Origin of the sequence: Halalkalibacter krulwichiae, from assembly GCF_002109385.1 — a bacterium.
Taxonomy (GTDB): Bacteria; Bacillota; Bacilli; order Bacillales; family Bacillaceae_D; genus Halalkalibacter; species Halalkalibacter krulwichiae.
The window spans coordinates 291,525-316,492 of the sequence record NZ_CP020814.1 but is presented as its reverse complement, the minus strand read 5'-3'; the positions used below and the strand labels follow the sequence as shown (position 1 = coordinate 316,492).

Annotated in this window: 17 protein-coding genes and 3 pseudogenes; 4 read left to right on the top strand and 16 right to left on the bottom strand. The window is 36.7% G+C overall.

Features of this window, described 5'->3' with window-relative positions:
* Positions 1-136 precede the first annotated feature (136 nt).
* Together BkAM31D_RS01655 and BkAM31D_RS01650 are read left to right on the top strand one after the other, a co-directional pair.
* Complete coding sequence (locus BkAM31D_RS01655) at positions 137-532, top strand: (deoxy)nucleoside triphosphate pyrophosphohydrolase (RefSeq protein WP_066158634.1); 396 nt, start codon at positions 137-139, stop codon at positions 530-532.
* A gap of 14 nt (positions 533-546) precedes the next feature.
* Positions 547-1,341, top strand: a complete 795-nt coding sequence (locus BkAM31D_RS01650) for an ATP-grasp domain-containing protein (protein WP_066158632.1) — start codon at positions 547-549, stop codon at positions 1,339-1,341.
* A gap of 14 nt (positions 1,342-1,355) precedes the next feature.
* Here BkAM31D_RS01650 and BkAM31D_RS01645 read toward each other — a convergent pair whose 3' ends face one another.
* From BkAM31D_RS01645 to BkAM31D_RS01605, 9 genes and pseudogenes are all read right to left on the bottom strand, one after another.
* Complete coding sequence (locus BkAM31D_RS01645) at positions 1,356-2,714, bottom strand: bifunctional folylpolyglutamate synthase/dihydrofolate synthase (protein WP_066158630.1); 1,359 nt, start codon at positions 2,712-2,714, stop codon at positions 1,356-1,358.
* Between the two features lie 214 nt (positions 2,715-2,928).
* On the bottom strand, positions 2,929-4,776 hold the full coding sequence (locus BkAM31D_RS01640; protein WP_066158629.1) for an LTA synthase family protein: 1,848 nt from the start codon (positions 4,774-4,776) through the stop codon (positions 2,929-2,931).
* A 581-nt stretch (positions 4,777-5,357) separates the two neighbouring features.
* Positions 5,358-6,748: pseudogene (gene xylE / locus BkAM31D_RS01635) on the bottom strand (D-xylose transporter XylE).
* The gene (locus tag BkAM31D_RS01630) at positions 6,735-6,935 is read right to left on the bottom strand and encodes a hypothetical protein (protein ID WP_066158627.1); all 201 of its coding nucleotides are present in this window, start codon (positions 6,933-6,935) and stop codon (positions 6,735-6,737) included. The pseudogene xylE and the gene BkAM31D_RS01630 overlap by 14 nt, the downstream one beginning before the upstream one ends.
* Positions 6,936-7,088: 153 nt before the next feature.
* Positions 7,089-8,666, bottom strand: coding sequence for a response regulator (locus BkAM31D_RS01625; protein ID WP_066158623.1), 1,578 nt, complete (start codon positions 8,664-8,666; stop codon positions 7,089-7,091).
* A gap of 10 nt (positions 8,667-8,676) precedes the next feature.
* Complete coding sequence (locus tag BkAM31D_RS01620) at positions 8,677-10,101, bottom strand: sensor histidine kinase (RefSeq protein ID WP_066158621.1); 1,425 nt, start codon at positions 10,099-10,101, stop codon at positions 8,677-8,679.
* On the bottom strand, positions 10,098-11,096 hold the full coding sequence (locus BkAM31D_RS01615) for a sugar-binding protein (RefSeq protein WP_066158619.1): 999 nt from the start codon (positions 11,094-11,096) through the stop codon (positions 10,098-10,100). Before BkAM31D_RS01615 ends, BkAM31D_RS01620 begins: the two co-directional genes overlap by 4 nt.
* 138 nt (positions 11,097-11,234) lie before the next feature.
* Positions 11,235-12,605 carry a UDP-N-acetylmuramoyl-tripeptide--D-alanyl-D-alanine ligase gene (locus tag BkAM31D_RS01610; RefSeq protein ID WP_066158617.1) on the bottom strand — a complete coding sequence of 457 codons (1,371 nt, stop codon included), beginning with the start codon at positions 12,603-12,605 and terminating at the stop codon, positions 11,235-11,237.
* 137 nt (positions 12,606-12,742) lie between these two features.
* Entirely contained in the window at positions 12,743-13,831 is a 1,089-nt protein-coding gene (locus BkAM31D_RS01605; RefSeq protein WP_066158615.1) for a D-alanine--D-alanine ligase, read from the bottom strand.
* A gap of 364 nt (positions 13,832-14,195) precedes the next feature.
* Here BkAM31D_RS01605 and BkAM31D_RS01600 point away from each other — a divergent pair, with 364 nt between their 5' ends.
* The gene (locus BkAM31D_RS01600; protein ID WP_066158613.1) at positions 14,196-15,971 is read left to right on the top strand and encodes a sulfatase-like hydrolase/transferase; all 1,776 of its coding nucleotides are present in this window, start codon (positions 14,196-14,198) and stop codon (positions 15,969-15,971) included.
* Positions 15,972-16,641: 670 nt separating this feature from the next.
* Positions 16,642-17,496, top strand: coding sequence for a malate synthase (locus BkAM31D_RS01595; RefSeq protein ID WP_066158611.1), 855 nt, complete (start codon positions 16,642-16,644; stop codon positions 17,494-17,496).
* Positions 17,497-17,642: 146 nt separating this feature from the next.
* Here the strand turns inward: BkAM31D_RS01595 and BkAM31D_RS23380 are convergent, their stop codons facing one another.
* From BkAM31D_RS23380 to nikA, 7 genes and pseudogenes are all read right to left on the bottom strand, one after another.
* The gene (locus BkAM31D_RS23380) at positions 17,643-17,786 is read right to left on the bottom strand and encodes a lmo0937 family membrane protein (RefSeq protein ID WP_157076902.1); all 144 of its coding nucleotides are present in this window, start codon (positions 17,784-17,786) and stop codon (positions 17,643-17,645) included.
* Positions 17,787-18,150: 364 nt separating this feature from the next.
* The gene (locus BkAM31D_RS01590) at positions 18,151-19,512 is read right to left on the bottom strand and encodes an MATE family efflux transporter (RefSeq protein ID WP_066158610.1); all 1,362 of its coding nucleotides are present in this window, start codon (positions 19,510-19,512) and stop codon (positions 18,151-18,153) included.
* A 220-nt stretch (positions 19,513-19,732) separates the two neighbouring features.
* Complete coding sequence (gene nikE, locus BkAM31D_RS01585) at positions 19,733-20,542, bottom strand: nickel import ATP-binding protein NikE (RefSeq protein WP_066158609.1); 810 nt, start codon at positions 20,540-20,542, stop codon at positions 19,733-19,735.
* A gap of 35 nt (positions 20,543-20,577) precedes the next feature.
* Positions 20,578-21,408, bottom strand: a complete 831-nt coding sequence (gene nikD, locus BkAM31D_RS01580; RefSeq protein ID WP_066158607.1) for a nickel import ATP-binding protein NikD — start codon at positions 21,406-21,408, stop codon at positions 20,578-20,580.
* 20 nt (positions 21,409-21,428) lie between these two features.
* Positions 21,429-22,258, bottom strand: a pseudogene (gene nikC / locus BkAM31D_RS01575) (nickel ABC transporter permease subunit NikC).
* Positions 22,255-23,199 (bottom strand): nickel ABC transporter permease subunit NikB, encoded by a 945-nt coding sequence (gene nikB / locus BkAM31D_RS01570; protein WP_066158602.1) that lies wholly within the window; start codon positions 23,197-23,199, stop codon positions 22,255-22,257. Before nikB ends, nikC begins: the two are co-directional and overlap by 4 nt.
* An 18-nt stretch (positions 23,200-23,217) precedes the next feature.
* Positions 23,218-24,817: pseudogene (gene nikA / locus BkAM31D_RS01565) on the bottom strand (nickel ABC transporter substrate-binding protein).
* Positions 24,818-24,968 lie beyond the last annotated feature (151 nt).

The following is a 24,968-nucleotide window of genomic DNA, read 5'->3' as shown; positions in this document are numbered from 1 at the left end:
CTTAGTTCTACATTTCAACTTTATGTAAAAAATAGCCTGACCTATGATAAAAAAAGACAAAACAACAGAAAATTAACAGGGAATTAGACATTTTTCGAGGATCGGAATATGATTTATAGTAAGAGTGAAAGGAGACATGAAATTGAAACAAGTTATTGTTGTTGCTGCTGTCATTCAAAATAACAACAAACAAATCCTTTGTGCCTTGCGTTCAGAAACTATGAGTTTGCCTAACCATTGGGAATTCCCAGGTGGCAAAGTGGAAATCGGGGAAGACCATTACGACGCGTTGCAACGGGAAATTCACGAAGAACTAGCTTGTACGATCATGGTGAAAGAAAAAATTACATCGGTTACTCATCATTATGATCATATGATTGTACACCTACATACGTATTGGTGTGAGATTATAAAAGGATATCCTCTTGCAAAGGAACATGCTTCTTTACAATGGGTCGATCTCAAAGATTTAAAGTCACTGCGCTTTGCACCAGCTGACCTTTCCACCATACATTTAATTACCAAAGGCTAAAGGAGGCTATTATCATGACGTATAGACCTTATCTTGCTATGATCCAACAGTCTGTTTCACAAGATGACGTAAGCTTTAAAGAGATCGCTCCTGATTATCTCTATCGCGTCCTAAAGGATGACAAATCCTTTCTCATGCATGATGTTGAAATTGGTTTGAATAATAGTTCGAGCCTCAAGATCGCAAGAAGCAAATCTGGAACTTATTCCGCTTTACAGGCAACTAATGTGATGGCTGTAGAACACTTTTTCCTTCTTAATCCGGCATCTAGATTCTCAAAAGCGGACTCCTTTAAGCTTGCCCTAAATTATTTTCATTCTTTCAATGAAAGAGTGGTCTTAAAGCAAGATGATGGCTCACAAGGTGAGAATGTTTTCAAGATCGACTCTGAAGATCAACTTGAAACGCACTTATCCGATTTATTTTCCTTACAAGTAGATGCTTGTCTATCTCCTTTCTATTCTGCTACTTATGAATATCGGGTTATTATGTTAAAAGGAAAGCCTCAATTATTTTTAGCGAAAGAGCGAACGACGTCTTGGAAACACAACCTGATTGGAGGAAGTCGGTCTATCGATGTCCCAAGCGAATTAGAGCCTAAGCTAGCTGATCTAGCTACTAATGCTGCATTAGCCGTTGAGCTTGATTTTTGTTCAGTCGACATCTTACACACGACAAAGGGTTTGCTAGTACTCGAAATAAATGAGCAGGTAATGCTTGATGAATATATAAAAGGCGATCCTACTCGAGTAGACAAAGTCTCAAAGATTTACCGTGAAGCCATTTTAGAGAGATTTACCCGTCTCTAAAATGACTTCAAGGTTCACTTTCCAATATCCATTAGCGAGTGGCCGTAGAGCCGCTTGGCGTTGCCGATGAAGGTTTGTGTTCCGGCTATGACGATTAAATCGACATCTAATTTTTTGTGAACATATTGCAAAGCCTTCTCTAAGCTTGCAAGTTTCACACTGTTTTTTTGATAGTGTAAGGCTATGTCGAGATCGTCATCAGGAAAAGTTAAGTGACTCTTATCTGGCACAGTTAAAATAAGCTGATCAGATACCTCACTTAATGTTTTAATAACACCTTGATAATCTTTATTTACTGGTACACTGACTATTGATACGGTTTTCTTTTTATGTTCTTTATTAATCATTTGAACGACATGCTTAACATAGGTTGCTGTTTCCTCATTAATTGCTCCATCGACGATGACAGTAGGATTACGGCCAATGATTTCGCATCTCCCAGGCCATTGGATCTTTTTAAAACAGGCTTTTACCACAATTTGATTAAGTGAACCAGGACAAAAATCCTCTGCAATTCTTAGCGCAATGCCTGCATTTAGCGCTTGAAACTCCCCTAATAGTGGCAATGTAAGCTTGTTATAACTTGCTTTGTTCGTTCGCACATCAAAGACCATTCCTGCTGTAGTCAGCGACACCTCTTCTATTTGAAAATCGCTTCCATAAATAGAATAAGAATAGCGCTTCATAATATCTAACTGTCTTCGTATTAACCTTTCTGCTTCTTCTGTTTGTTTCTGTATATAAACATGCTTTGTTGATTTCTTAATAATCCCTAATTTATGAGTCATAATATTTGAAAGTTTAGGACCCAAATTTTCAATATGCTCTTCCATTACTGGTGTAATGACAGCCCATTCATTTTCCAACACATTCGTGTCATCATATTTCCCTCCTCGGCCGCATTCAATGACATTAATATCTGTTTGCTGCTCTTTAAAATAAATAGATGCTAGTGAAAGAGCAATGCCGATTGGTCCTTGGTACTCATTTCTTTCTAATGTCTTCTCGATGCTATCAACCTTTGTGCTGACAACATTACTTATACGAATAAAATCTGTATCCGAAATTGCTTTCCCATCGACCCGAATTCTCTCATTAAAATGAACTAAGTGAGGAGACGTAAATAAACCAACTTTCATCCCTAGATGACATAGCAAAGAGGAAATGAAACGGGCAGTTGAACCCTTCCCTTTACTCCCTGTAACTAAAATAAACCTTTGTCCTTTATCAGGCGCTCCGAGTAAATCTAACAGTCTTCTCGTCAACTCAGGTCTTTTTACATTTTCATCTTTCACTTCCGTAATATGTCCAATTGCTCGTAGATACGAATGGTATATAAGATCTTCTGCCTCTTTCATCGTCTTAATCTTCATGGTAAACCCCTTTCTCCATTAAAAAAAGAGGCGTCTCAAAAGGTCTGACTTTGACCTTTTGGGACGCCCCTAAAGCAACGAGCGAAGTCGTTACTTTTTTTGAAAAACTTGGGAGAAGTCGTTTCTTCTCTCAAGGCGCGTAGCAAACGAAGCCATTGCCAACTCTGATTCGGCTTTTTGGAAAGCCCCTTATCATTATAAACAATGGTCATTGTTAATAGAAACGCAATAAGTCTCCATAAATGATTTTATCGGAATTCGTTAAGTCTTTGTTAGCTTTATCGAAATAAGGTTCACAGCTTTCGATATCAGTTTCAGCTTCCGTTTCCTTTGAATAACAAACTCCTTTTGTAAAGACATAATCATCTGTGATAAAGCTTCCATCACGTAGAACCGTAAATGACTCACGCTCTGGTGCAAATAAATCAGACCCAAACTGTATATCATATTTTGACTCAATACCTAGTAAATGCATGATCGTCGGCTTCACATCAATTTGCCCAGAAACTGTTTCACGCAACTCGTGACCTTTATGACCAGGAATGTGAACGAGCATTGGAACTCTTTGAAGCTGAACAGTATCAAAGTCTGTAATCTCTTCTTTTTCTAAGAACATACTCATTGCTCGGTTATGGTTTTGAGAAATTCCATAATGATCTCCATACATAATAAAGATCGAATCCTCATAAATTCCTTCTTCTTTTAAGCGGTCAAAGAAGTGTTCCAGAGCATAATCCATATAACGGACTGTTGGGAAATATCGATTTAGTGTTCCGCTATTTGAATCGAACTCATTAATCAAACGATCTTCCTCACCTAGCTCAAATGGAAAATGATTCGTCAATGTAATGAATTTTGTATAATAAGGTTCTGGTTGTGATTGCAGAAGTTCAATCGATTGTTCAAAAAAGTCTTTATCCTTCAAGCCCCATCCAACGGAATTTTCTTCATGGACGTCGTAGGAATTAATATCAAAATACGTTTGATATCCTAAAGATTGATACATCACATCCCGATTCCAAAAGCTTTTATTATTAGCATGCATCACCGAAGTGAAATAACTGTCGTTTGTTAAAATTTCAGGAAGTGCATTATATGAGTTGCCAGCATGGGTAAAGAATACAGATCCACTATTTCTACCAAACAAAGAAGTAGCAACTAGAAATTCAGAGTCAGATGTTTTCCCTTGTGCCGTTTGGTGGTAGAAATTCTCAAAGTAGTAACTCTCATTAATTAATTCATTCAAGAATGGTGTGATTTCTTCGCCATCTAACGTTTCATTGATCACAAAACTCTGAAGCGACTCTAGTGACAGCACAATAACATTTTTACCTTCAGCTATCCCAAACAAGTCCTCATCAGGCTCTTTGTAATTCTCATTACGATAATCAATGATTTCTTCCATTTCAGAACCATTCGCAAACACTCGCTGCGTTTTAGATTGGGATTGAATAAAAGCATCATACACATGGTAATTAAACATTCCAATGTTTTTCACTAATAACTCACGGTCAAATGACCTCGTTAATAATTCTGTCCGTTCTTTATGAGCAATTTGCAAATTAACAAAGAAAAGTACAAAGGCCAAAGCTACAATTGCAAAACCTTCTAATCTTTTTTTATTAACAACAGGTACTTTCCCCTTAAACATTAATACAATTAGAAAGAGAACATCCACGAACAAAAACAAGTCACTAACATGCATTAATTCCAAGACACTGCTGGATAGATCTTTCGCGTTATTCGTCTGAAATAACACAGGCAATGTAATAAAATCTGAAAAAAAGCGATAGTATACGAGATTAAAGTACAGAATAAGCGTTGCGATCGTGCTTGTCACGATCACCATGTAATTTCTCACTTTCCCTGTAAAAAATAAGGAAAGTCCAATGAACAGCACAGCCGAACTAATTGGATTTATCATTAAAATAAATTCTTGAAGACGATTTTCAATCGGGATCGTAAACCCTACTTTATAAAGAACGTATGTTTTAATCGTTAGCAAAAAAACCGCTAACCAAAAAAACTTTAATCTAGAAAAGATTGATTTTAAGTTAGTCATTTCTAACTCCTCTCCCCTAGTAACTTCACAAAACCTTTACAATTTTTTACCAGATTTTTATATTATACCAAATTTCTTCTCTAATAAGTCGTCTGATCTTTGAATACTTTTTAACACTATGAAAATATTATCAATCTATAGCGATAGAAAAGAGCCAAAATGAATCATACCACAAGACTTCAAACGTTGAAACTATCATGAAAACGAAAACAACGCAAAAGCTCGTTCATTTTCTTTACATTGCTTTTACATACACAGCCTTTTACACTTCGAATTCCTCCACTGTTAAAGCCATCGAAAAGCTATTTGTACTAACACAAAAAAGTACCGAAAAAGACGGTACCTAGTTTGTTATATTCGATATCTTTTAGAGCATCCATAAAAAGTCAAAACAATATAGCTGCTCCTCATGATAGATTTTTCAGAAGGCAAAACCTCTCTTTATCGGAAACAAATAGTTGTTTTTTAACGAAGATGACTCATCTTCTTTCGTCTTGCATGATATATAAGAAAAGACTGACTCAATCATCGCTATCTACTTGCGACTTTTCGAGTCAGCCTTTTTTTAACATCATTCCTACTTAAGCGCTCTTTTTATTTATCAACATCGTCTCTAATTCTTCCAGTGATCTTCCTTTCGTTTCAGGAATAAACTTCCAAATGAAGATTGCTGAAAGCAAACTCATTATTCCATAAAAAGAATACGTTAAACCACCGCTAAATTCCATCATCGCTGGATACGTAGAAGATATGAAATAGTTGGCAGCCCACTGAGCTGCTACAGCAATTGCCACAGCTTGTCCTCTAATCTTGTTAGGGAAGATTTCGGAAATTAATACCCAAACGACTGGTCCCCAAGACATCATAAATGATGCTGTGTAAATAATAATGAAAATTAGTGTTCCGATTCCAATTGTATTTGAGAATGCCATTCCTGCCACTCCAAACATCCCAATCGTCATTCCAATAGAACCGATAATTAAAAGTGGTTTTCTACCAAATTTATCGACTGTAAAAATGGCAATCAACGTAAATAATACGTTAACTAAACCCATAACGATCGTTTGAAACATAGATGCATCTCTTGCTGCTCCCATGCTTTCAAAAATACGTGGAGCATAATAAAGTGCAACATTAATCCCAACAAATTGCTGGAATACCGATAATAAAATCCCGATCACAATAATCGTTTTTCCAAATGAGAATAATCTTGCTTTACTTACATCAAAAGACTTCTTAATCTCAAACATGGTGGCTTTTGCCATTGTTTGATCATAGATCTTAGACAGGACAGCCATCGCCTTTTCATCCTGATTTTTAGATACTAAATACCTTGGTGTTTCTGGGACTGTAAACAACAGAAGTAAGAATAGCAACGCAGGAATGGCCTCTGATAAGAACATATAGCGCCAACCGACGTCATTAATCCATTCCATTGATTGTCCTCTTCCAATTCCCCAGTTAACAAAATAAACGACTAACATCCCAAATATAATCGCAAATTGGTTCAAGGAAACCAATGTACCTCTTATACGAGCAGGAGCAATTTCACCAATATACATTGGTGAAACAGCCGAGGCTAAGCCAACACCAATTCCCCGATGATCCGATAAATATTAAAAGTAATCAATAGCGCAATCGAAGGCTCTCCTTTTGTAAAAAATAAAAATTCAGGAAACGCAGAGCCTAATGCAGATACTAAGAATAAAAGCGCTGCAAGGATTAGCGTATTTTTTCTTCCGAATCGAGTGGCAAAATAACCTGAGATCAGCCCCCCGATGATACAACCAATCAATGCACTTGAAACGGTAATGCCATGTACAAGGGAACTAAGACCTAAGCTATCTGCAAAATACGTTTGAAGTGAACCTTCAGCTCCTGAAATAACTGCTGTGTCATATCCAAATAACAGTCCACCAAGTGTTGCAACGAGTGTAATTAACACAATGTATAACGTACTATTTTTCTTCATCATACGTGACAAAAGAGAAATTTATTTTCTCTTTCTTCCTCCCCTCTCTTAAACATGTTTTTTTATTCATTCTTAGACCCTTCTGATTATCTCTTACCTTCTCACTAGGGCCATCACTTAATATGATTCCGCTTTCAATACCTTGTTTAACTCGATAAACAATCTTTTCATACATTAAAACTATCATGAAAACGCATACTAGATAGCGCTTTCACCTTTACTTTCTTGCCATTACCTATAAATTCTTGTAAAAGTTGATACCGTACTAGAAACCTTGCCTAGTCAGAAGAATTGACAGCAACGCATATTACAAAAAAAACAGCAGTACATAACCGCTGTTTTAATGATGATATTTATTTCGATATTCACTCGGGCTCATACCGACTTCCTTTTTAAAGGCAGTGCTAAAATAATTAGGATCTTTATATCCGACATTCAACGCTATTTCCTTTAATGGCATGTTTTCTCTATCCAAAAGTAGTGCGATTGCCTTTTGTATTCTAGTATTCTTCAAATATTCCATAAAAGTGACTTGGAATTTTTCTTTAAACAACTTACTTAAATAATAAGAACTAATTCCAATCTCATCGGCTACCCCTTCAAGAGAAATAGATTTGTGGTAATTGTTGTCCATATATTCCTTAGCTTGTAAAAGCAAATCTCGTATTCCATTCGTGCGCCACTCTCCCAAGAGCTCAGTTACCGTTATTAGCTGTGACTTAGCAACCTCTTTTATTTGCATCGTTGTTTCTAATTTTCCTAATCCTACTTGAATATCGCCATCAAATCCAAGTTCTTTTATGGAGCGGGTTAACACAATAAAGAAATCCTCTATCGCCCTTTGAACGAGGTTCACCTTAAAATCAGTGGCTTGCTGAATTGATTGAAAATACGAATCGAATTTTTGTAGTCCTTCTTGTATATCCCCTTTTTTAACAGCCTCAACTAAACCTTTTTCTAACTCAAAAGGAATCAAATCTTTGCGTTTTTGCTTCAATCTTTCATTGTACACTAAATAAGTGGCACTTCGATGACTATGAACGAACTCCAACGCATAAACAGCTTCCTTGTATGAGTTTGAAAATTGGTTTACGTCAGTTACAACCGTACCAACACCAGCATACAGCCGACAATGCTCCAAATTTTTTTGGACTTGGCGAATGACCGTACGTATAAAACTGTGTCTGACTTCATCATCTGTTTGCTCTTGATCGGTAAATAACACAAGAACAGGAACTTGGAAACCGGTTAGCGGACCAATAAAACAAGATGTGCTTTGCTTTTGTAATACTTGTTTCAAAATTCGATACCACCGGCTCTTTTCTTCACGGTCTGGGTGGCGGCTATCTGATTCAAACGAGAATACTGCTGCAAACCCTTGCTTATGTTCTAGTTTCAAACTTATCCAATCATCCCACTCTCCCTGTGCAAACTCATGAACGTGATCCATAATTAAAGAAACAATAAAGTCTCTTTCTACTAAAGAATGGACTCTCTCAAGGCGATGATTGATTTGCTCTACTTCTGTCACTCTTTGTTTTTCACTTGCAATTTCTTCTGCCATACGGTCGAACGCTTCTAACACCTCGATCACTTTGCTTGGTTTTAATAAATATTCTTTAATTCCAAATCTCATTGCTTCACGAGCATAATCAAAGGTATCAAAGGCTGATATCATAATAAATTTCGTGTTTGGAAGCTCGGCTGCAATTCTTCTTATTGCCTCTATGCCATCAAATTCAGGCATTTTTATATCCATAAATATTAAATCTGGTTGATAAGTTAGGGCGCGCTCAACCGCTTCTTTTCCATTCTCGGCTTCTGAAACAATTTCAAAATTAGACCGATTTCTACCAAGTATTAAGCTGAGGCCTTCCCTTTCAATTGGTTCATCATCAACAAGCATGACTTTTAACACATAGCTCCCCCTATCTTGATTGACTTAATCGGATGCTAACCTTTGTCCCTTCACCAACATTTGAAGAGATTGTAAAGGAACTTTCTTTGTCAAATAATTTAAGTCGATTCCTTACATTGTTCATTCCAATCCCAGTAGAATGACCTGAACCTTTATTAAGTATTGAACCCTCTGACTCTTCCTCTTTGCCTAACAACCGGTTAATCTTCTTTTGATCCATCCCTACACCATTGTCAATGACATCAATACAGACCTTGTTCTTGTCATCGTATATATGCAAAGCAATTTTTGCTCCCTTAGCCATACTTTCAATTCCATGAATAAACGCGTTCTCAATGATAGGCTGTAGCGTTAGGCATGGAATCGGTGTGGATAGGCAACCAGGATCTACTTTCTCGATAAACTCTACTCGATCACGAAAACGCGCCTGTTGAATAAAGAAATACTCTTTTACAATTTCGACTTCATCTTTCAATGTCGTTGGACGTTCTAAATTTCCAATATTATATCGAAGCAAGGTAGAAACAGCAGAAATTAAGTCACTTGTTCGTTCTGCTCCCTCAATATAAGACGTCTTTGATATTGTGTTTAACGTGTTAAAAAGGAAATGCGGATTGATTTGGTTTTGCAAGCTTTTTAATTCCATCTCTTTTAATAATTGAGCTAGCCTAGCTTTTTCTTCTATCTCACTTACCGACTCTAGGATATTCTGTTTCATTTCATTAAAGGTCTTCGTCAAAAACCAAAGCTCATCCTTTCGCGAAACAACGACATCCTCACCTTTATAACGTCCAGTTGATATTTCTTGTGCTGCCTTGGTTAACCTTTCAATTGTTCTCGTTATTCCATTTGAAAACCATAGAGCAAATAAAATACTGAGGACAATGATTGCGATTATGATCGCTGTCCCCATTTTCTTTGTATTCGCTACCTTCTCATTTAAAAGCACAGATAACTCTTGAGAGTTTGTAAGTTCCACGTTAATAATATCAAGTGTTTTTTCATGTATATAAGAAGCTGTTCTCTCAGCTTCACTTAAATGAATGGAATACTGCTGAATATCTTGGTTCACTATCCCGTCTATTGTCTGTTCTGTTTGGTCGAGAAAGCTCGTTATCATGTGTACAACATTTTTCTTAGCTACCCCATCTTTATCTGTATCTCTAACTATTTGTTGTAACTGAAGCAGTTGCTCTTTCTCTGTTTGATAAAGTTGTAAGTTATCGGTCAAAGGCTCGTGAACATAAATTTGTAGAGATTGAAAAGTCTGGTTCGTTGCTTTCGTAATTTCATTTAAAAGAAAGAAATATTCAACATTCTCATTATAAAGTTCCATGACTTTGTCGTTGCTTTGCTCCCTAACAAGAAATAACAGCACTAGTAATACAAGGATACTAGCAAAATAAACGAGTAACTTTGTACGAATTTTTATCATAACGAGCCACTCTGTTGACGATTTCTATTGGGCAAGTCCGAGCTCCGAATAATCGATAAATCTGTATGGTACACCTCTTGAATCGGCTCGCCGTTAATGTTCTCTACCATTTTCTTAATACTAAGAAGACCCATTTCAAATGGTTGTTGTTCCACAATTGCATCAATATCGCCATTTTCCAGCAATTGAATATTCTCATCAATCGGATCAAAGGTAATCACATACATATCATTCTGCTTATTAAGGGATTTTGCCGCCGCGACGATTCCCACTCCATTATAGGAACTCGTTCCATAGAAGGCGGTAATGTTATCATGCTCGCTTAACATTTGATAAGCTTTTTCCTCGGCATCTACTCGTGAGATGTTTGACTCCTCGATTGCGACAATCTTAATCCCTTCAACTTCTTCTACCACATCTTTGAATCCTTTTACTCTCTGTAGGTGATGGGCGTTATCAAAACTGCCGGAGATGATTCCGACTGTTGCTTCACCTTTCGTATCTTCAACTAAAGCTTTCCCAGCTAATTGACCCGCTAAGTAATTGTCAGTTCCAATGTAGGCACTGCGCATACTTTCTGAAGAATCCGTATCAATCGTGATTACAGGAATTCCTTGAGCTACAGCCTGATCTATTAATGGAGTAAAATGTTCGTTAAGCGCTTGCACAATAATTCCATCTACCTTCGATTTAATAGCCATATCTAACAACTTAAGCTGCTCAACTGGGTTGGAACGCTTAGGCCCCTCATATTCAACAAAAACATCGTAACTACCTTCTGCTTTCTCCGCACCTTGTCCAACTAATCGCCAGTAATCATGATTCATTTCTTCTCCAATTAAAGCAAAATGGTACTCCGGAAAGTCGTTTTCAGAAAGCATCGCTTCAACTATTTTCTCATCAGTTAGCTGAGATTGTTTATAAAAGTAAACAGCGTATCCTGTTGCTGTCATAAAAGCAAAAAGTAATACTGTATAAAGAAGAGTACGATTCATGCTTTCCTCCTAAAATAAATACAACATACATTAGATTTTATCCTAATAGGATTTTAACACATCAGATTGCTTACAAATAAAAAGAAGCGCCTCAAGGTCTGTTGACCAACGAAAGACGCCCCTTCAAAAGTATTTAGATTACGTTAGCGCTTGAACAACCTCTTCTAACTTCATACCACGTGAGCCCTTAACTAGGACAATATCCCCTTCATCGACAACTTCCTTAAGCTTCGTAATTAGCTCCTGTTTCTCATCAAAGGCAAACACGCGGTTTTCCGCGAACGTACCTTGCGCACCTTCTGCAATCTTTCTTCCTAGTTTGCCAAAAGTGAAAACAAAATTAATTTTAGCAGAGTCAATTCCTTGCCCAATGTCATAGTGGAAAGTTTCTTCATGTTCACCTAATTCTAGCATATCACCTAGAACAACTATTTTTTTGCCATAGCCATTTAAATCTTGAAGCAATTGGATTGCCGCCCGCATTGAAGTTGGGCTAGCATTGTAGGCGTCATTAATAACGGCAACATTATTTTTTCCTTGGATCAATTCGGTTCTCATCCCCGTAATCTTAATCATCTCTAGCCCTTTTCTGATATCTAAGATAGCCACATTAAATGTCTTCGCAACTGCGATAGCTGAAAGGGCGTTATTGATATTATGTTTGCCAAGAACCGGGATAAAGAACTCAGTTTCACTTTCTTCATTAATTGAAAAAAATGTACCATCACTTTTTTGTTCGATTTTCTCTGGATAATAATCATTGGACTCCGAATTTCCAAATGTAATTACATGAAACGGGCTGTTTGTCACTTTCTCCGTTAAAAGCGGCTCATCACCATGGATTACGAGTGTCCCGTCCTTCTGCAATCCTGTTGTAATTTCAAATTTTGCTTCCGCTATTCCTTCCCTTGAACCCAAATCCTGTAAATGTGATTCGCCAATGTTCGTAATAATCGCCGCATCAGGTTTTGAAAGTTTAGAAAGAAGTTCAATTTCTCCCCTTCCACTCATCCCCATTTCCAACACAGCGATTTCCGTGTCTTCTTCTAATCTAAGAATCGTCAGCGGAAGGCCAATGTGATTATTGTAATTCCCTTCTGTTTTTTGGACCTTATATGTCGTTGCAAGCACGGACGTCACCATATCCTTCGTCGTTGTTTTCCCATTGCTTCCAGTAATTCCAACGACCTTAACAGACAGACTCGCCAAATAGTTCTTGGCTAATTCCTGTAAGGCTAATAAAGTATCTTCAACATAAATAAGCGGGATAGTAGCAGGTGGATTCGGTTGATCCCTCTGCCAAAACGCTCCTGATGCTCCATTTTCAATAGCCTTTTCTACAAAATCATGGCCATTAAAATTCTCACCGACAAGCGGGATATAGAGATTTCCTTTTTGTATCGTTCTTGTATCTGTAGAAACCCCTGCTATTTTAACGGGAGTATCCCCTTGACCAACAGCTTCTCCGTTTACCCATGTAGCAATTTCATTGAATGTCTTTTTAATCATCGCAAACGCTCCTTTATTTAAAGTCTATACGCACCTCAGGCGGAACAGATCCGTTTCTTTGTTCACATAATCTATTCTATTTTATATAAAAGGAGGCTGACTCACAATGGAGTCAACCTCTTTCCTAGTTATAGACCTTAAAAGGTATGTTTAATTTGTTGTTTTTCTTCGTGTCTCTTTACTCCAAGCTCTACTAGTTTCTCAATCAACTTAGAATACGATAAGCCTGATTCCTGCCATAACATTGGGAACATGCTAAATGGTGTAAAGCCCGGCATCGTGTTCACTTCGTTCATGAGAACGTCACCGTCTTTTGTTAAGAAGAAGTCTGCACGGACTAACCCAGAACAATCAAGAGCTTTAAAGGATTGAATGGCTACACTCTTAATCTTTTTATATTCTTCATCGGTAATATCAGCAGGAATTATAAGACCTGTGCTACCGTCCTCATATTTTGCTTGATAGTCATAGAAGTCTGTAGTTGGAACAATTTCACCAACAACTGAACATTGCGGATCTTCGTTTCCTAACACTCCGATTTCTACTTCACGGCCATCGATTCCTTCTTCGATGATGATTTTACGATCATATTCAAAAGCTAACTCAAACGCCTTCTCTAAGCTTTCACGGTCCTTACATTTGCTAATTCCAACACTTGAACCTAAGTTCGCTGGTTTAACAAAACATGGGTAGCCAAGTGTATCTTCAACATTCTTGTATGCCGCTTCTCGATCGCTTTGCCAATCTCTACGAAGATACCATACGTAATTCGCTTGCTTAATACCAGCCTGCGCATATATGTTCTTCATCATGACTTTATCCATTCCAGCCGATGACGCCAATACTCCATTACCCACATATGGAATGTTCATTAGCTCTAATAATCCTTGAACGGTTCCATCTTCTCCGTTAGGTCCATGAAGTAACGGGAAAACAACATCTATTTTATCTTCATTATTTTGGCTTGAATTAACAGGGAACAACTCCGAATTTAACGCAACAGGCGAGATCAGTTGTCCCGCTTCTTTCAATCGAAGTTCCTTCACATCTTCTACTGGTCCAAGAAGCTGCGCTCCTCTGACCCACTCTCCAGTTTCCGAAATATATATTGGATGGATTTCATATTTTGTTAAATCTAATGCTTTAATAACAGCTTTTGCCGTTTGCAATGAAACATTATGTTCAGCAGATTTCCCACCATAAAGTAATCCCAGTTTTATCTTCATATTCACCCTCCATATCCATTTGCACTTCTTATTGTAACATTATCGCCCTTAAGTTAAATACTCAATTATGACTAGTTTATCACCATGTACTCTATTCGCCTATTCTTAATTAATGTATGTTGAAATCATGGCTTTGGGCATGTTTAGTGGCAAAGTTTTTATCAAAATAACCCCACATAACTTCTTCTCCAATAAAAAAAGTTACCGGTAATCAAGGACTAATCACTTCTATCCAATGCATGTACGAATGGCGTAACTGCTGAAGATGTCCGTTTTTTAATTTTTATAGTGATATCTGATCCTATTTCCGCTATCTTACATACGATACAGAAGTACCACTATCGTTTTATAGGAGGGCGTCACATTGACCAAACATAAACCAGATCATTGTAAGGGAAAAAATAAAAGACCAAATTTTCTCGTTATTCTTGTTGATGAGCAACGATTTCCAACCGTTTATGAAAACGACGAGCTAACAGAATGGCGTAAAAACCATTTGAAGACACAGGAACTTCTACGAGGAAATGGGATGACATTTCTAAATCATTATATTGGAAGTACAGCTTGTTCACCTAGTAGGACAACACTTTACACAGGACAGTATCCTTCCCTGCATGGGGTTACTCAAACGACAGGAGCAGCGAAAGGATCGTTTGATCCAGATGTATTCTGGCTGGATCACAATACAGTCCCTACTTTAGGTGACTATTTTCGTTCTGCAGGTTATCGAACGTTTTGGAAAGGGAAATGGCATGCTTCAGATGAGGACCTTATCATCCCAGCAAGTCATAATGCGATGTTGAGCTTTAATCCAACAACTGGATTCCCTGATCGAGAGAAACAACGACAGTATTTAAATGCCAATCGGCTAGCTTCCTATGGCTTTGATGGATGGATAGGTCCTGAACCGCATGGATCAAACCCGCGAAATTCAGCTTCATCCGCTGCGATTGGGATAAGTGGCCGTGATGTAGTTTATTCTGAAGAGGTTGTTCGATTAATTCACTCCCTAGAGGAGGACCATACAAATCATCACAAACCTTGGACAATTGTTTCATCATTTGTAAATCCACACGATATTACCCTATATGGGCTATTCACAAAATTGCTACCAACATTTAACTTTTCTGTAGATCCTTCTGTTCCTTTTATACCACCAGCCCCGACAGCAAATGAAAATCTTCTAACGAAGCCCTCAGCCCAAAGTAGTTACCGGGACGTTTATCAACAGGCATTACAACCTACACTAGATACACCTTTTTACAGACAACTATACTATTCACTTCATAAGCAGGTTGATGATGAAATGTATAAAGTTTTTACCGCTCTTAAGCAGTCTATTTTCTATGAAAATACCATTGTAGTTTTTACTGCAGACCATGGTAGTCTCGTTGGGGCCCATGGAGGATTGTTTCAAAAATGGCATAATGCCTATGAGGAAGCAATTCATGTTCCACTCATTATACACAGTCCTAGATTCTTCGCTGACTGTAAAGAAACGGATATGCTCACAAGTCATGTCGACATTGTTCCTACCTTATTAGGACTAGCAGACATTGATGTTCAAGAAGTTCAAGAGAAATTGAAAAAGGATCATACAGAGGTCCATCCCTTAGTAGGTCGTGACCTATCTTCGTTAATTAACGGAAATTCTGAGTTTACTAGAGGTGAAGAGGCTCTTTACTTTATGACAGATGATGAATTTTCAAAAGGCTTAAATCAATACACTCTAACAGGCCAACCATATGAAGCAGTTATTCAACCTAATCATTTGGAAACTGTAATTGTCAAGCTACCAACAGGCGATGCCAATTCAAAGGAAATATGGAAGTTCACTCGTTATTTCGATAATCCACAATTTTGGAGTGATCCAGGTGTTGAAGATGTTGAAACGATCCAGAAAAAAACCACAGATGTTTCAGAGGATCATCAGGCTGCAATTTGTATTACAACTACAAAAACTCAACCAATTCCGGATCAATTCGAACTATATAATATAACAAAAGATCCATTAGAAAAAATAAACCTAGCACACCCAACACATGAAACACCAGAATCAAAAGTGATTCAGAACCTTTTAACAAAAATTCTTCAAGAACAGCGTAGACAAAAAAGAAATACTCCAACAAGTGGTTACTAGGTTATTCCTGTTTCAAATTAAATAGTTTTTTGGGGTTGATTTTCCACTAATTACCATTAAAAGTATACACAATTTATCTTCTCTTTTTGACAAGAGGGGTCTATAGCGGTACTCCTCTCCCTCTCTTTAATAAGAGTACTTACTCTAATATAAATTCTGCAAACTACAAGAAAACACAACAAGAGCAAGTCCACTATGAGATAAGATTCTATGAACGAAAGCTTTGATAAGGCTACCTTTCATACAGTAACAGGGAAATTGCAACAGCACCTACATACTGAGATTGTCATTGAGATCGTTAGGAAGATGAGCATTAACCATGTTTAGAAAACAGAAGATATCAGATAAATAATATTTTATTTTATAATACGATAAATTATTTTGTCAATACAAAAATTTGTTATACTTCCATAAATATGTTACTGTAATATTATAGTTATTCTTTTAAAAGTCGTATTCAAATTCTTATGTAAACTTCTACAGATAGAATTTGGATGCTTTTTTATATTCATTCTTCTAACTTAAAAGACTTAAAGAGAAAGGAACAAAAAAACTTCATCTTCAAACAATAGAAATAAGAAAATACAATTTCATACAAGTTGATGAAGATAGCTAACAATTAAATTTAAAGATTGATCCAAGTTTTATGATTACAAGGAGGGCAAAGATTATGAATCTAATCAATAAAGAAGTAACACACAAACGTTTTGGCGAGGGAAGCGTTGTGAAACATGATGATTCTATCATAGAAATACATTTCGCAACGGCGAATAAAAAGTTTGTCTATCCCGATGCATTCGGAAAACATCTAAAGCTTCATGATAGAAGTGCTGCCCATTCCCTTGAAAAGGTTATACAAAAAAAACAAATGGAGTGGGAGAAGGAAGAACAGGAAAAGGTAGAAAAAAAGAAACTACAACGTAAAGAACAGCAACTTCTCTTGAAACATGAAAAACTTATGAAGAACCATAAACTTCACCCCAAATCACAAATGGTTTTTTGGTGTGACGTCGATGAACTGAGTAGGGTTTTTAGTGAGTGGAAAATTTTCACTGGTGAAATAAATAGCGGTAGTAACAAAGGAAAGCCAAACAAACCTTCTCGTTTATATAAAAATAGTGTTTGCATTTTAACAGCAAGAGATTCAAGTATGCCCGAAAAGGATAGACGTATCTTAGGTGTTTATATGGTGAATGAACACTTTATCGGTAAGTTTTGTGAAGATGGATATATTCCTGCCCATTCGAAATACAGATTACAACTTACAGAACAAGAATCTGATAAAATGCCCTTTTGGAAATATTATGTAAATGAGAAATCCCCTCAAAGAATGACTTGGAATACAGGTAAATACCGTTATTTTGATAATGTATGCGTAGCTCAAATTTTACAAGATATTGTCTCTCTAAAAAATGACACACAGGAACGCGAACTAGCACAGCAGCTTTTTGAACATTTTTGTATAATGAATCAGATAAGAAAAGAAGAATTACCAGAGACTAATGGGGCATTAATACGTATATAGTTGAAAGGTTTGGAAATTTAAAGAAAGTGTAATGATTTAAAAAGGTCACGATTATGACTCGTGACCTTTTTATTTTTCATTTTTAATGGCCCAAGAATTAATTCCATGAAAAAAGCAAGCGTCCTAAATTAGAACGCTTGCTACATTTAAGCTCTTCTACCTGATAAGAGTTGAACTATTAAGACGACTAATGCGACAACTAAAAGCAAGTGGATTAGTCCACCTCCAACTTCAAAGGAGAATCCAAGTAACCATAATACAAATATTACAATTAATAGCTTCCATAACATAACCGCTCCACACCTTCCTTTAACATTGTTAACGATTTTTGTCCTGTGCTTATTTAATCCCGCAAAAGAGTATCACGAAACCTTTCTTAGGAAATAAACGAAACAGCATCGTGTTAACGAAAGGTCGGCTCTCTAAATGGAACCTCTAACTAGCCATATAAACAAGGAATGTCAGTAAGTGTTATGCACCCTTCAAACTTAGTTTTAAAAAGGATATTTAAAAATAACAAATGGAGACTTGTTAGGTTGAAAACTTCTCAAAAACTTTGGATTACTTGGGAGTTATGTAGGGTTATTCCCTTTAGCATTCATCAACCATTTCTCCAGCCAAATGGTTCATTTGATACTTTTTCCTCTACCGTTGCTATAATTTATTTTCAAACACCCCTATATTTTTTCTAAGCGTGGGAACATACATCCATAAAAACACAGAACGTGACAACATAAATAAAATAAATGCAAGCCATAATCCATTGTTTTGGTAGAGTGGAATAAATAACCAATTAGCTATGAAGAATACAAGTAATGCAAGAATAATCGAGTTTCGAATAAACTTTGCCTCTGTTGCACCTGAAAAAATACCCTCTAATTGAGCATACCAAAATCCGACAAAAGGAAAAATTATCATCCATATTAGGAGATTGATTGCTATTTCTTTAACAATTGATATAGTCGTGAATAATGAAACAACATATTCACCCCATATAAGTATACAAATTGAGAGAACAATTGCAGATGAAATCCCCCATTGTGCAGATAGAATAAATGCTCTTTTATACAAGTCTTCATCTTTACTGCCAATCGCACGACCAACCATAATACTAGAGGCATTAGCAAATCCTCCAAAGAAGTATGCTATAAGGTAATGAATTTGCAAAAGTATGGCATTTGCTGCCAATGTTACCTCTCCCATACTTGCCCCTTTAGCTGTAAAAATTACAGTCATCGTAAGGAGACAAACCGTTCTTAAAAACAAATCACGATTCACTTTTAACATTTTTCTAAGAGGAGTAGTTTCTAAGATCATATTTCCTCTTACTTTTGAAATATGTATTTGTTTTGCCCGAAAGATCATCAATAACCCAAATAATACTGCACTTATTTCAGAAATTAACGTTGCACTAGCGACTCCTGCTACACCAAACCCAAAACCTAATACGAAAATAAAATTAAGAATAATGTTTAGCACGTTCATAAAAATTTGCGTAGTTAATGATAAACGAACTTTCCCAAGTCCCACCAGCCAACCAATAATGACATAGCTAAGTAATGTAAAGGGGGCACCCCAAATCCGAATTAAAAAATACGTCTCTGCATGATTCGTAACCGTATCACTAGCCCCTACTAAATAAACAGCCACCTGTAAAATCGGATACTGCATAGCTATAAAAAACAAACCAAACATGACCGAAATAACCATAGGCCGTAAAAAAGATAAGGTCATTTCCATTTCATTGTTTGACCCTTGAGCTTGTGATGTAAAGCCCGTTGTACTAACACGAAGAAAGCCAAGTAACCAATACATTGTGTTAAAAATTAGGGTACCAACTGCAACTCCACCAATAAAAGACGGGTCAGGCATTCGACCAACTACAGCCGTGTCAACTGCACCTAGAATAGGTGTTGATATTCCCGATACAATGAGTGGTATAGCCAGAGTTAAATATTCCTTATTTGAAAAGGCTGACTTGCTTTGTATCTTTATTAATTCCGTTTCTAGTTTCATAATCTTTCACCTTTTTTTAATTCTCGTAATGAACAGGCATAGATTCACCATCAAGAAGCCAATTATTAATAATGATTTGGATACACTGGTTTTTGCAAACTCATATCATTTCCCTTTAACACAAAAAATGTCACACATTTTGATATGGTGTGACACAACTCCTTGGTTCTGTTTCTGAATTCACAGCAGTTAGTACCCTATACTCCTTATGATTTCATATTCACCCGTGGTGAAGTGAACGAGACCGTGGATGTTCAGCAAGAATCGAGTCTCTCATCTGAATAACTACAGGACTTCTTGAGGAAAAAAATTTCTCTTTCGAATCATATAGCTCAATCAATTCTCCTTTTTCTAGTACACCTAATCTATCAGAGATTGAAAAGGCAGCTTTAATATCATGGGTAATAAATAGATAAGATAAGCCGAAGTCATCTTTTAATTCTCTTAATAAGTCTAAAATTAAGCTTTGTGTAACCATATCTAAACTACTAACCGATTCGTCCAGGACGATTAACTTTGGTTTGAGAGAGATTGCTCTGGCAATATTAATTCTTTGCAATTGTCCGCCGCTAAATTGATGTGGGTACTTTTTTAAATCCTTTTCACTCAACCCTACTCGTTCCAAAAGCGAAATGACTGTTCTTCTTTGTTCGCTTACGGTTAGTTTTTCATAGTTTTCTAATGGCTCACTTATAATACGTTCAGCTGTCATACGGGGATTTACAGATGAATATGAATCCTGAAAAACAACTTGCAGATCACGACGTATCTTTCGTTGAGTCATTTTATCCGAATTATAAATATCATATCCTTGAAACAAAACCTGGCCTTTCTGTGGACGCTGTATGCCAAGAATCACTTTCCCTAAGGTACTTTTACCAGCTCCACTTGTCCCGAGTAATCCTAAACAGGTTCCTTCCTCAATCGAAAATGAAATATTAGTAAGTGCTTTATTTGACTGTTTTCTCCATGTAAATAGCTTTTTAGAATTGAAGCTATGATTTACTCTTTTTACCTGTAATAAGCTCATTGGGTTCACCCCTTTGCAAAATGCAGTTCTATATATCACAACATATGGATGACAGGCTGTTGTTCAACTTGTAAGCTAGGCCTTGTGGTTAACAGCTTCTTTGTGTACTCATGGTGTGGGTGTTCAAATAATTGAAATACATTTGCTTTTTCTACAATCCTACCATTTTGCATCACAATTACATCATCAGCCATTTCTGCAATTACCCCAAGATCATGGGAAATAAGTAAAATAGCAGTTCCATATTCAGAGCGAATTCTATCTAAAAGACGAAGGACTAATAATTGGTTGTAAAGATCGAGTGCTGTTGTTGGCTCATCCGCAACAATTACTGCAGGGTGTAAGCATGCTGCCATGGCAATCATTACACGCTGAAGCATTCCTCCACTCAATTGAAATGGATAGTTCTTCAATATTTTTTCAGGATCGGGCAAGTTTACATATTGCATTACTTCGATCGCGAGCTTCTTTGCTTGCTTCTTATTTAATGAAGTATGCGATCTAATCGTTTCAACAAATTGGTGACCAACCGTAAAAACAGGCGTAAAGGCATTCATCGGATTTTGCATAATAAAGGCAATATCCTTCCCTCGAATTTGCCTCATTTCGTTGTTTTTTAACCCATTTAACTCTCGTCCTTTAAGGGTAATGCTTCCTTGAATATTCATGTTTTTTTGATTGAAAAGCTGCAAGATAGACATACTTGTAACTGTTTTTCCGCAACCACTTTCCCCAACAAGACCTAGTACCTTTCCTTTTTCGATTCCAAAATTAATATCTTGAACGAGCGGCATATAACCATCTTTTGTTTTTACTCGCACACATAAGTCTTTAACATGTAATATATTTCGACCTTTTGTTTCCATATTTTTATCCGTCCTTTTTATTATCGACGTTTAATCTCAAAACGTTCTGATAATGATTCGCCTAATAAATTAAAAGTAACGACAACAAGCATAATCATTAGACCAGGATAGATCATTAATGATGGATTTGTCCTGATATATGATTTCCCTTCGTGTATCATGGCTCCCCACTCTGGTGTAGGAGGTTGCACACCTAACCCTAGAAATGACATGGAAGATAAATGCATGATTGCCCAACCCATTTCTAATGTTCCCATTACTGCTAGTGGTGGAAGGACATTAGGAATGATATGTTTTATCATAATCTTCCATTGAGAAGATCCGCTTATTTTTGCAGCGGTAATATAGTTCTTTTCTTTGAGGCTTAGAACTACACCTCTTATGACCCTTGCATAATAGACCCATTGTACAAAAATTAATGCAATTACAACTTGTTTAAGGCCAGCCCCCATATACCAACTAACCCAAGAACTAGCAAAAGGTCTGGAAATGACATCACACCATCACCAAATCTCATTAACGCTTGATCTACCCAACCACCTTTATAACCTGCAATAAGTCCAATGATCAAACCGATGCTTAAAGAGGAAATAAAAATTAAAGTAGCAAACCCTAGCGAAACACGAGCGCCATATAAGATACGTGATAGCGTACATCTTCCTAAGTGATCTGTTCCTAATGGGTAATTCAAGGAAGTACCCTGAAGTTTATGAGCAAAATTAACTAAAGTGGGGTCATTAGGTGCAAGCCACGGAGCAAAGATCGTGATAAAAAATAATAGGCATAATATTAGAGAACAAAAAACAATTACTCTTTGAGTTTTTACTATATCACCTAAACTCGCAATCATTGGAACTGCCTTCCTTTTCTTGAGATACGTGGGTCAATGTACATTTGAATAAGGTCAACGATTAAGTTGCTAATAAGAAATAAACCTGCAGCTAACAGTACATAGCATTGAATAACAGGAACATCACGGTTAAAAATTGCCTCGATAAAATAGCGCCCAAATCCTGGCCACGAAAAGACTGCCTCTACAATGATAGCACCTGTCATCAGTTTTCCTAAATTCATTCCAAGACCAGTAACCATAGGGGATATGGCAATTCTTAATACATGCTTTCCCATTATTTTTTTTTCATGAATTCCTCTCGTTCGGGCGAAAAGTACATAAGGCTCTTCTAAATTTTCAAGCACGCTTGCACGTAATAGACGGGTATATAAAGCGATTAAAGGTAAAGCCAAAGTTATAGCGGGTAAGACCAAGTATTTCCAAGTTCCTATACCTTCTACTGGAAATAGGTCTAGCTTTACAGAAAAGAAAAAGATCAACAAATATCCAAACAAAAAGGAAGGTATAGATGCCCCGAAAAAGGAGAGAAATCGACTAAAATGATCGATTCCACTGTTTTTCTTTATACCTGCCAAAAACCCAAGTGGGATACTGACTAGGATCGCTATGATGAGGCCCCCTACAGTTAACTGAATGGTTGCTGGTATTCGGGAAGATATCTCTTCCCATACAGGTTTATTCGTTACATAAGATACCCCAAAGTTAAATTGGGATATTTGAATAACGGAGCTTACATACTGTACAAGAAGAGGTTTATCTAAGCCAAACTCGTGCCTTTTTTGGGCCAATAGCTCTTCTGTTGGCTGGATATGTATTGCAGCTAAGTACGCTTCAGCAGGATCTACTGGTGAGAGGTGAATCATTCCAAATGTTAGCAAAGTAGCTATTAGGAAAATTGGAATAATAGTCATAATTCGTTTCAAAATATAAGTACCCATTAGAAAAACTCCTGTCGCTTACTCCTCGATACTAATACCTGTAAAAGGGTGTTCATCCCGATTAGCAGGGAATGTAAAATTGGAAACACCTTTTTGATAGATTGCAATTTGCTTAATATATGAAATCGGTACAATTGCACCTTGCTCTTGTAATGAACCTAAAATAGATGTATATAGTTCCTGACGCTCATTTTCGTCAGTTGTTTGTTGGACAGCAGCAATTTGGCTCAACAACTCATCTTTGTTAGGATAAGATGATATAGCTTCTCTAAACCCAAATCCTTCTGTTGCAACTACGTTTACGAAAGCATGTGGGTCATATGGAGCACCATAGTTACTATAGAAATTCATATCAAATTCATTATTGCTAAATCTTTCCACCTGGGTAGGAAGTTCAACTCCATCAATGTTTAATTTCACACCAATTTTCGCCCACTCAGATTGTAATGCTTCTGCCATCGTTTTTTGAATGGATTCAGCAGAATTATACATTAACTCGATTTCAAGTAGTTTCCCGTCCTTTTCACGAATTTCTTTTCCTTCTGGTAACTTCCATCCTGCATCATCTAATATTTGCTCCGCTTTATTAACATCATAATCAACCGTTTTTACATCAATGTTTGAAGTGTATGGAAGATTTGTTGATAAAATATAGTTAGCCTCTTCTTCCAAACCAGATGTTACACCCTCGACGATTGCTTGTTTATTAAACCCATAATGTAAAGCCTGACGCACCTGGATATCTGAAAGCGTCTCCCTATTCGTATTCATTACTAGTATTCTAGTTGCAACTGGTTCAGAAATACTACTCTCATAAGAACCTGTAGAGTTTAATTGATTAAAAGCATCTATATTAATAACACCTTCACCATATATAAGGTCTAATTCACCTTTCTCAAAAGCTAGTACTCGTGTTTCCGCATCAGGAATGATATTGACTTTAATTCGCTCTACACTTGGGAGTTCACCCCAATAATTTTCATTACGTTTAAAAGTAGCATATTGATCCACTTTATGTTCTTCCAAAACCCACGGACCTGTACCGATTGGTTGTTCTACACCTTCTGAAGTGTCACCATTTTCAGGGAATCCCGCCTCTCCTAAGAAACGTACTGGACGAACAACAGTTAACTCCTGAATTGTAGGGTAATATGGTTCCTTTAATGTAAACTTAAATGTATGTTCATCTATGAAACCAACCATGTCTTTCTCTGTGGTCTAAAATAGTATCAAAGTTCTTTTTTACTATCTCAGCATTAAAACTTGAGCCATCAGAAAATTCCACACCTTGACGTAAGTTGAATACATATTCTTTTCCATCCTTAGAAATCTCCCAGGATTCTGCTAATTGTGGTTTTAACTCTCCTCCATCTTGGTAACTAACTAACGTTTCATAAACCATAGATTGAGCGAACATTTGAGATGGATTGTAGACATGTGGATTCATTTCTCCTACATCTCTAGGCCAAGTAAAAGTAATCATGTTGCTACCTTCACTAGTAGTAGCTGAATTTTCTAGTGATTCACTTGAACCTGAACACCCAAGTAAAGTCAAAGATAAAATAAAAATCATTGCAGACATAAATAAAAGTTGTTTTTTATGTATTCGAACTAACATATAACTTCCCCTTCTCATTGAAATTGATAACCATTATCAAATAATAAGATCCAATCGACTACTTGTCAATTAGATTTTAAAATTTCAGAAATAATTTAGTATCTAAATGTTTAAAAAATCTAACCCTACAAAGTTGACACAAAAACAAAAA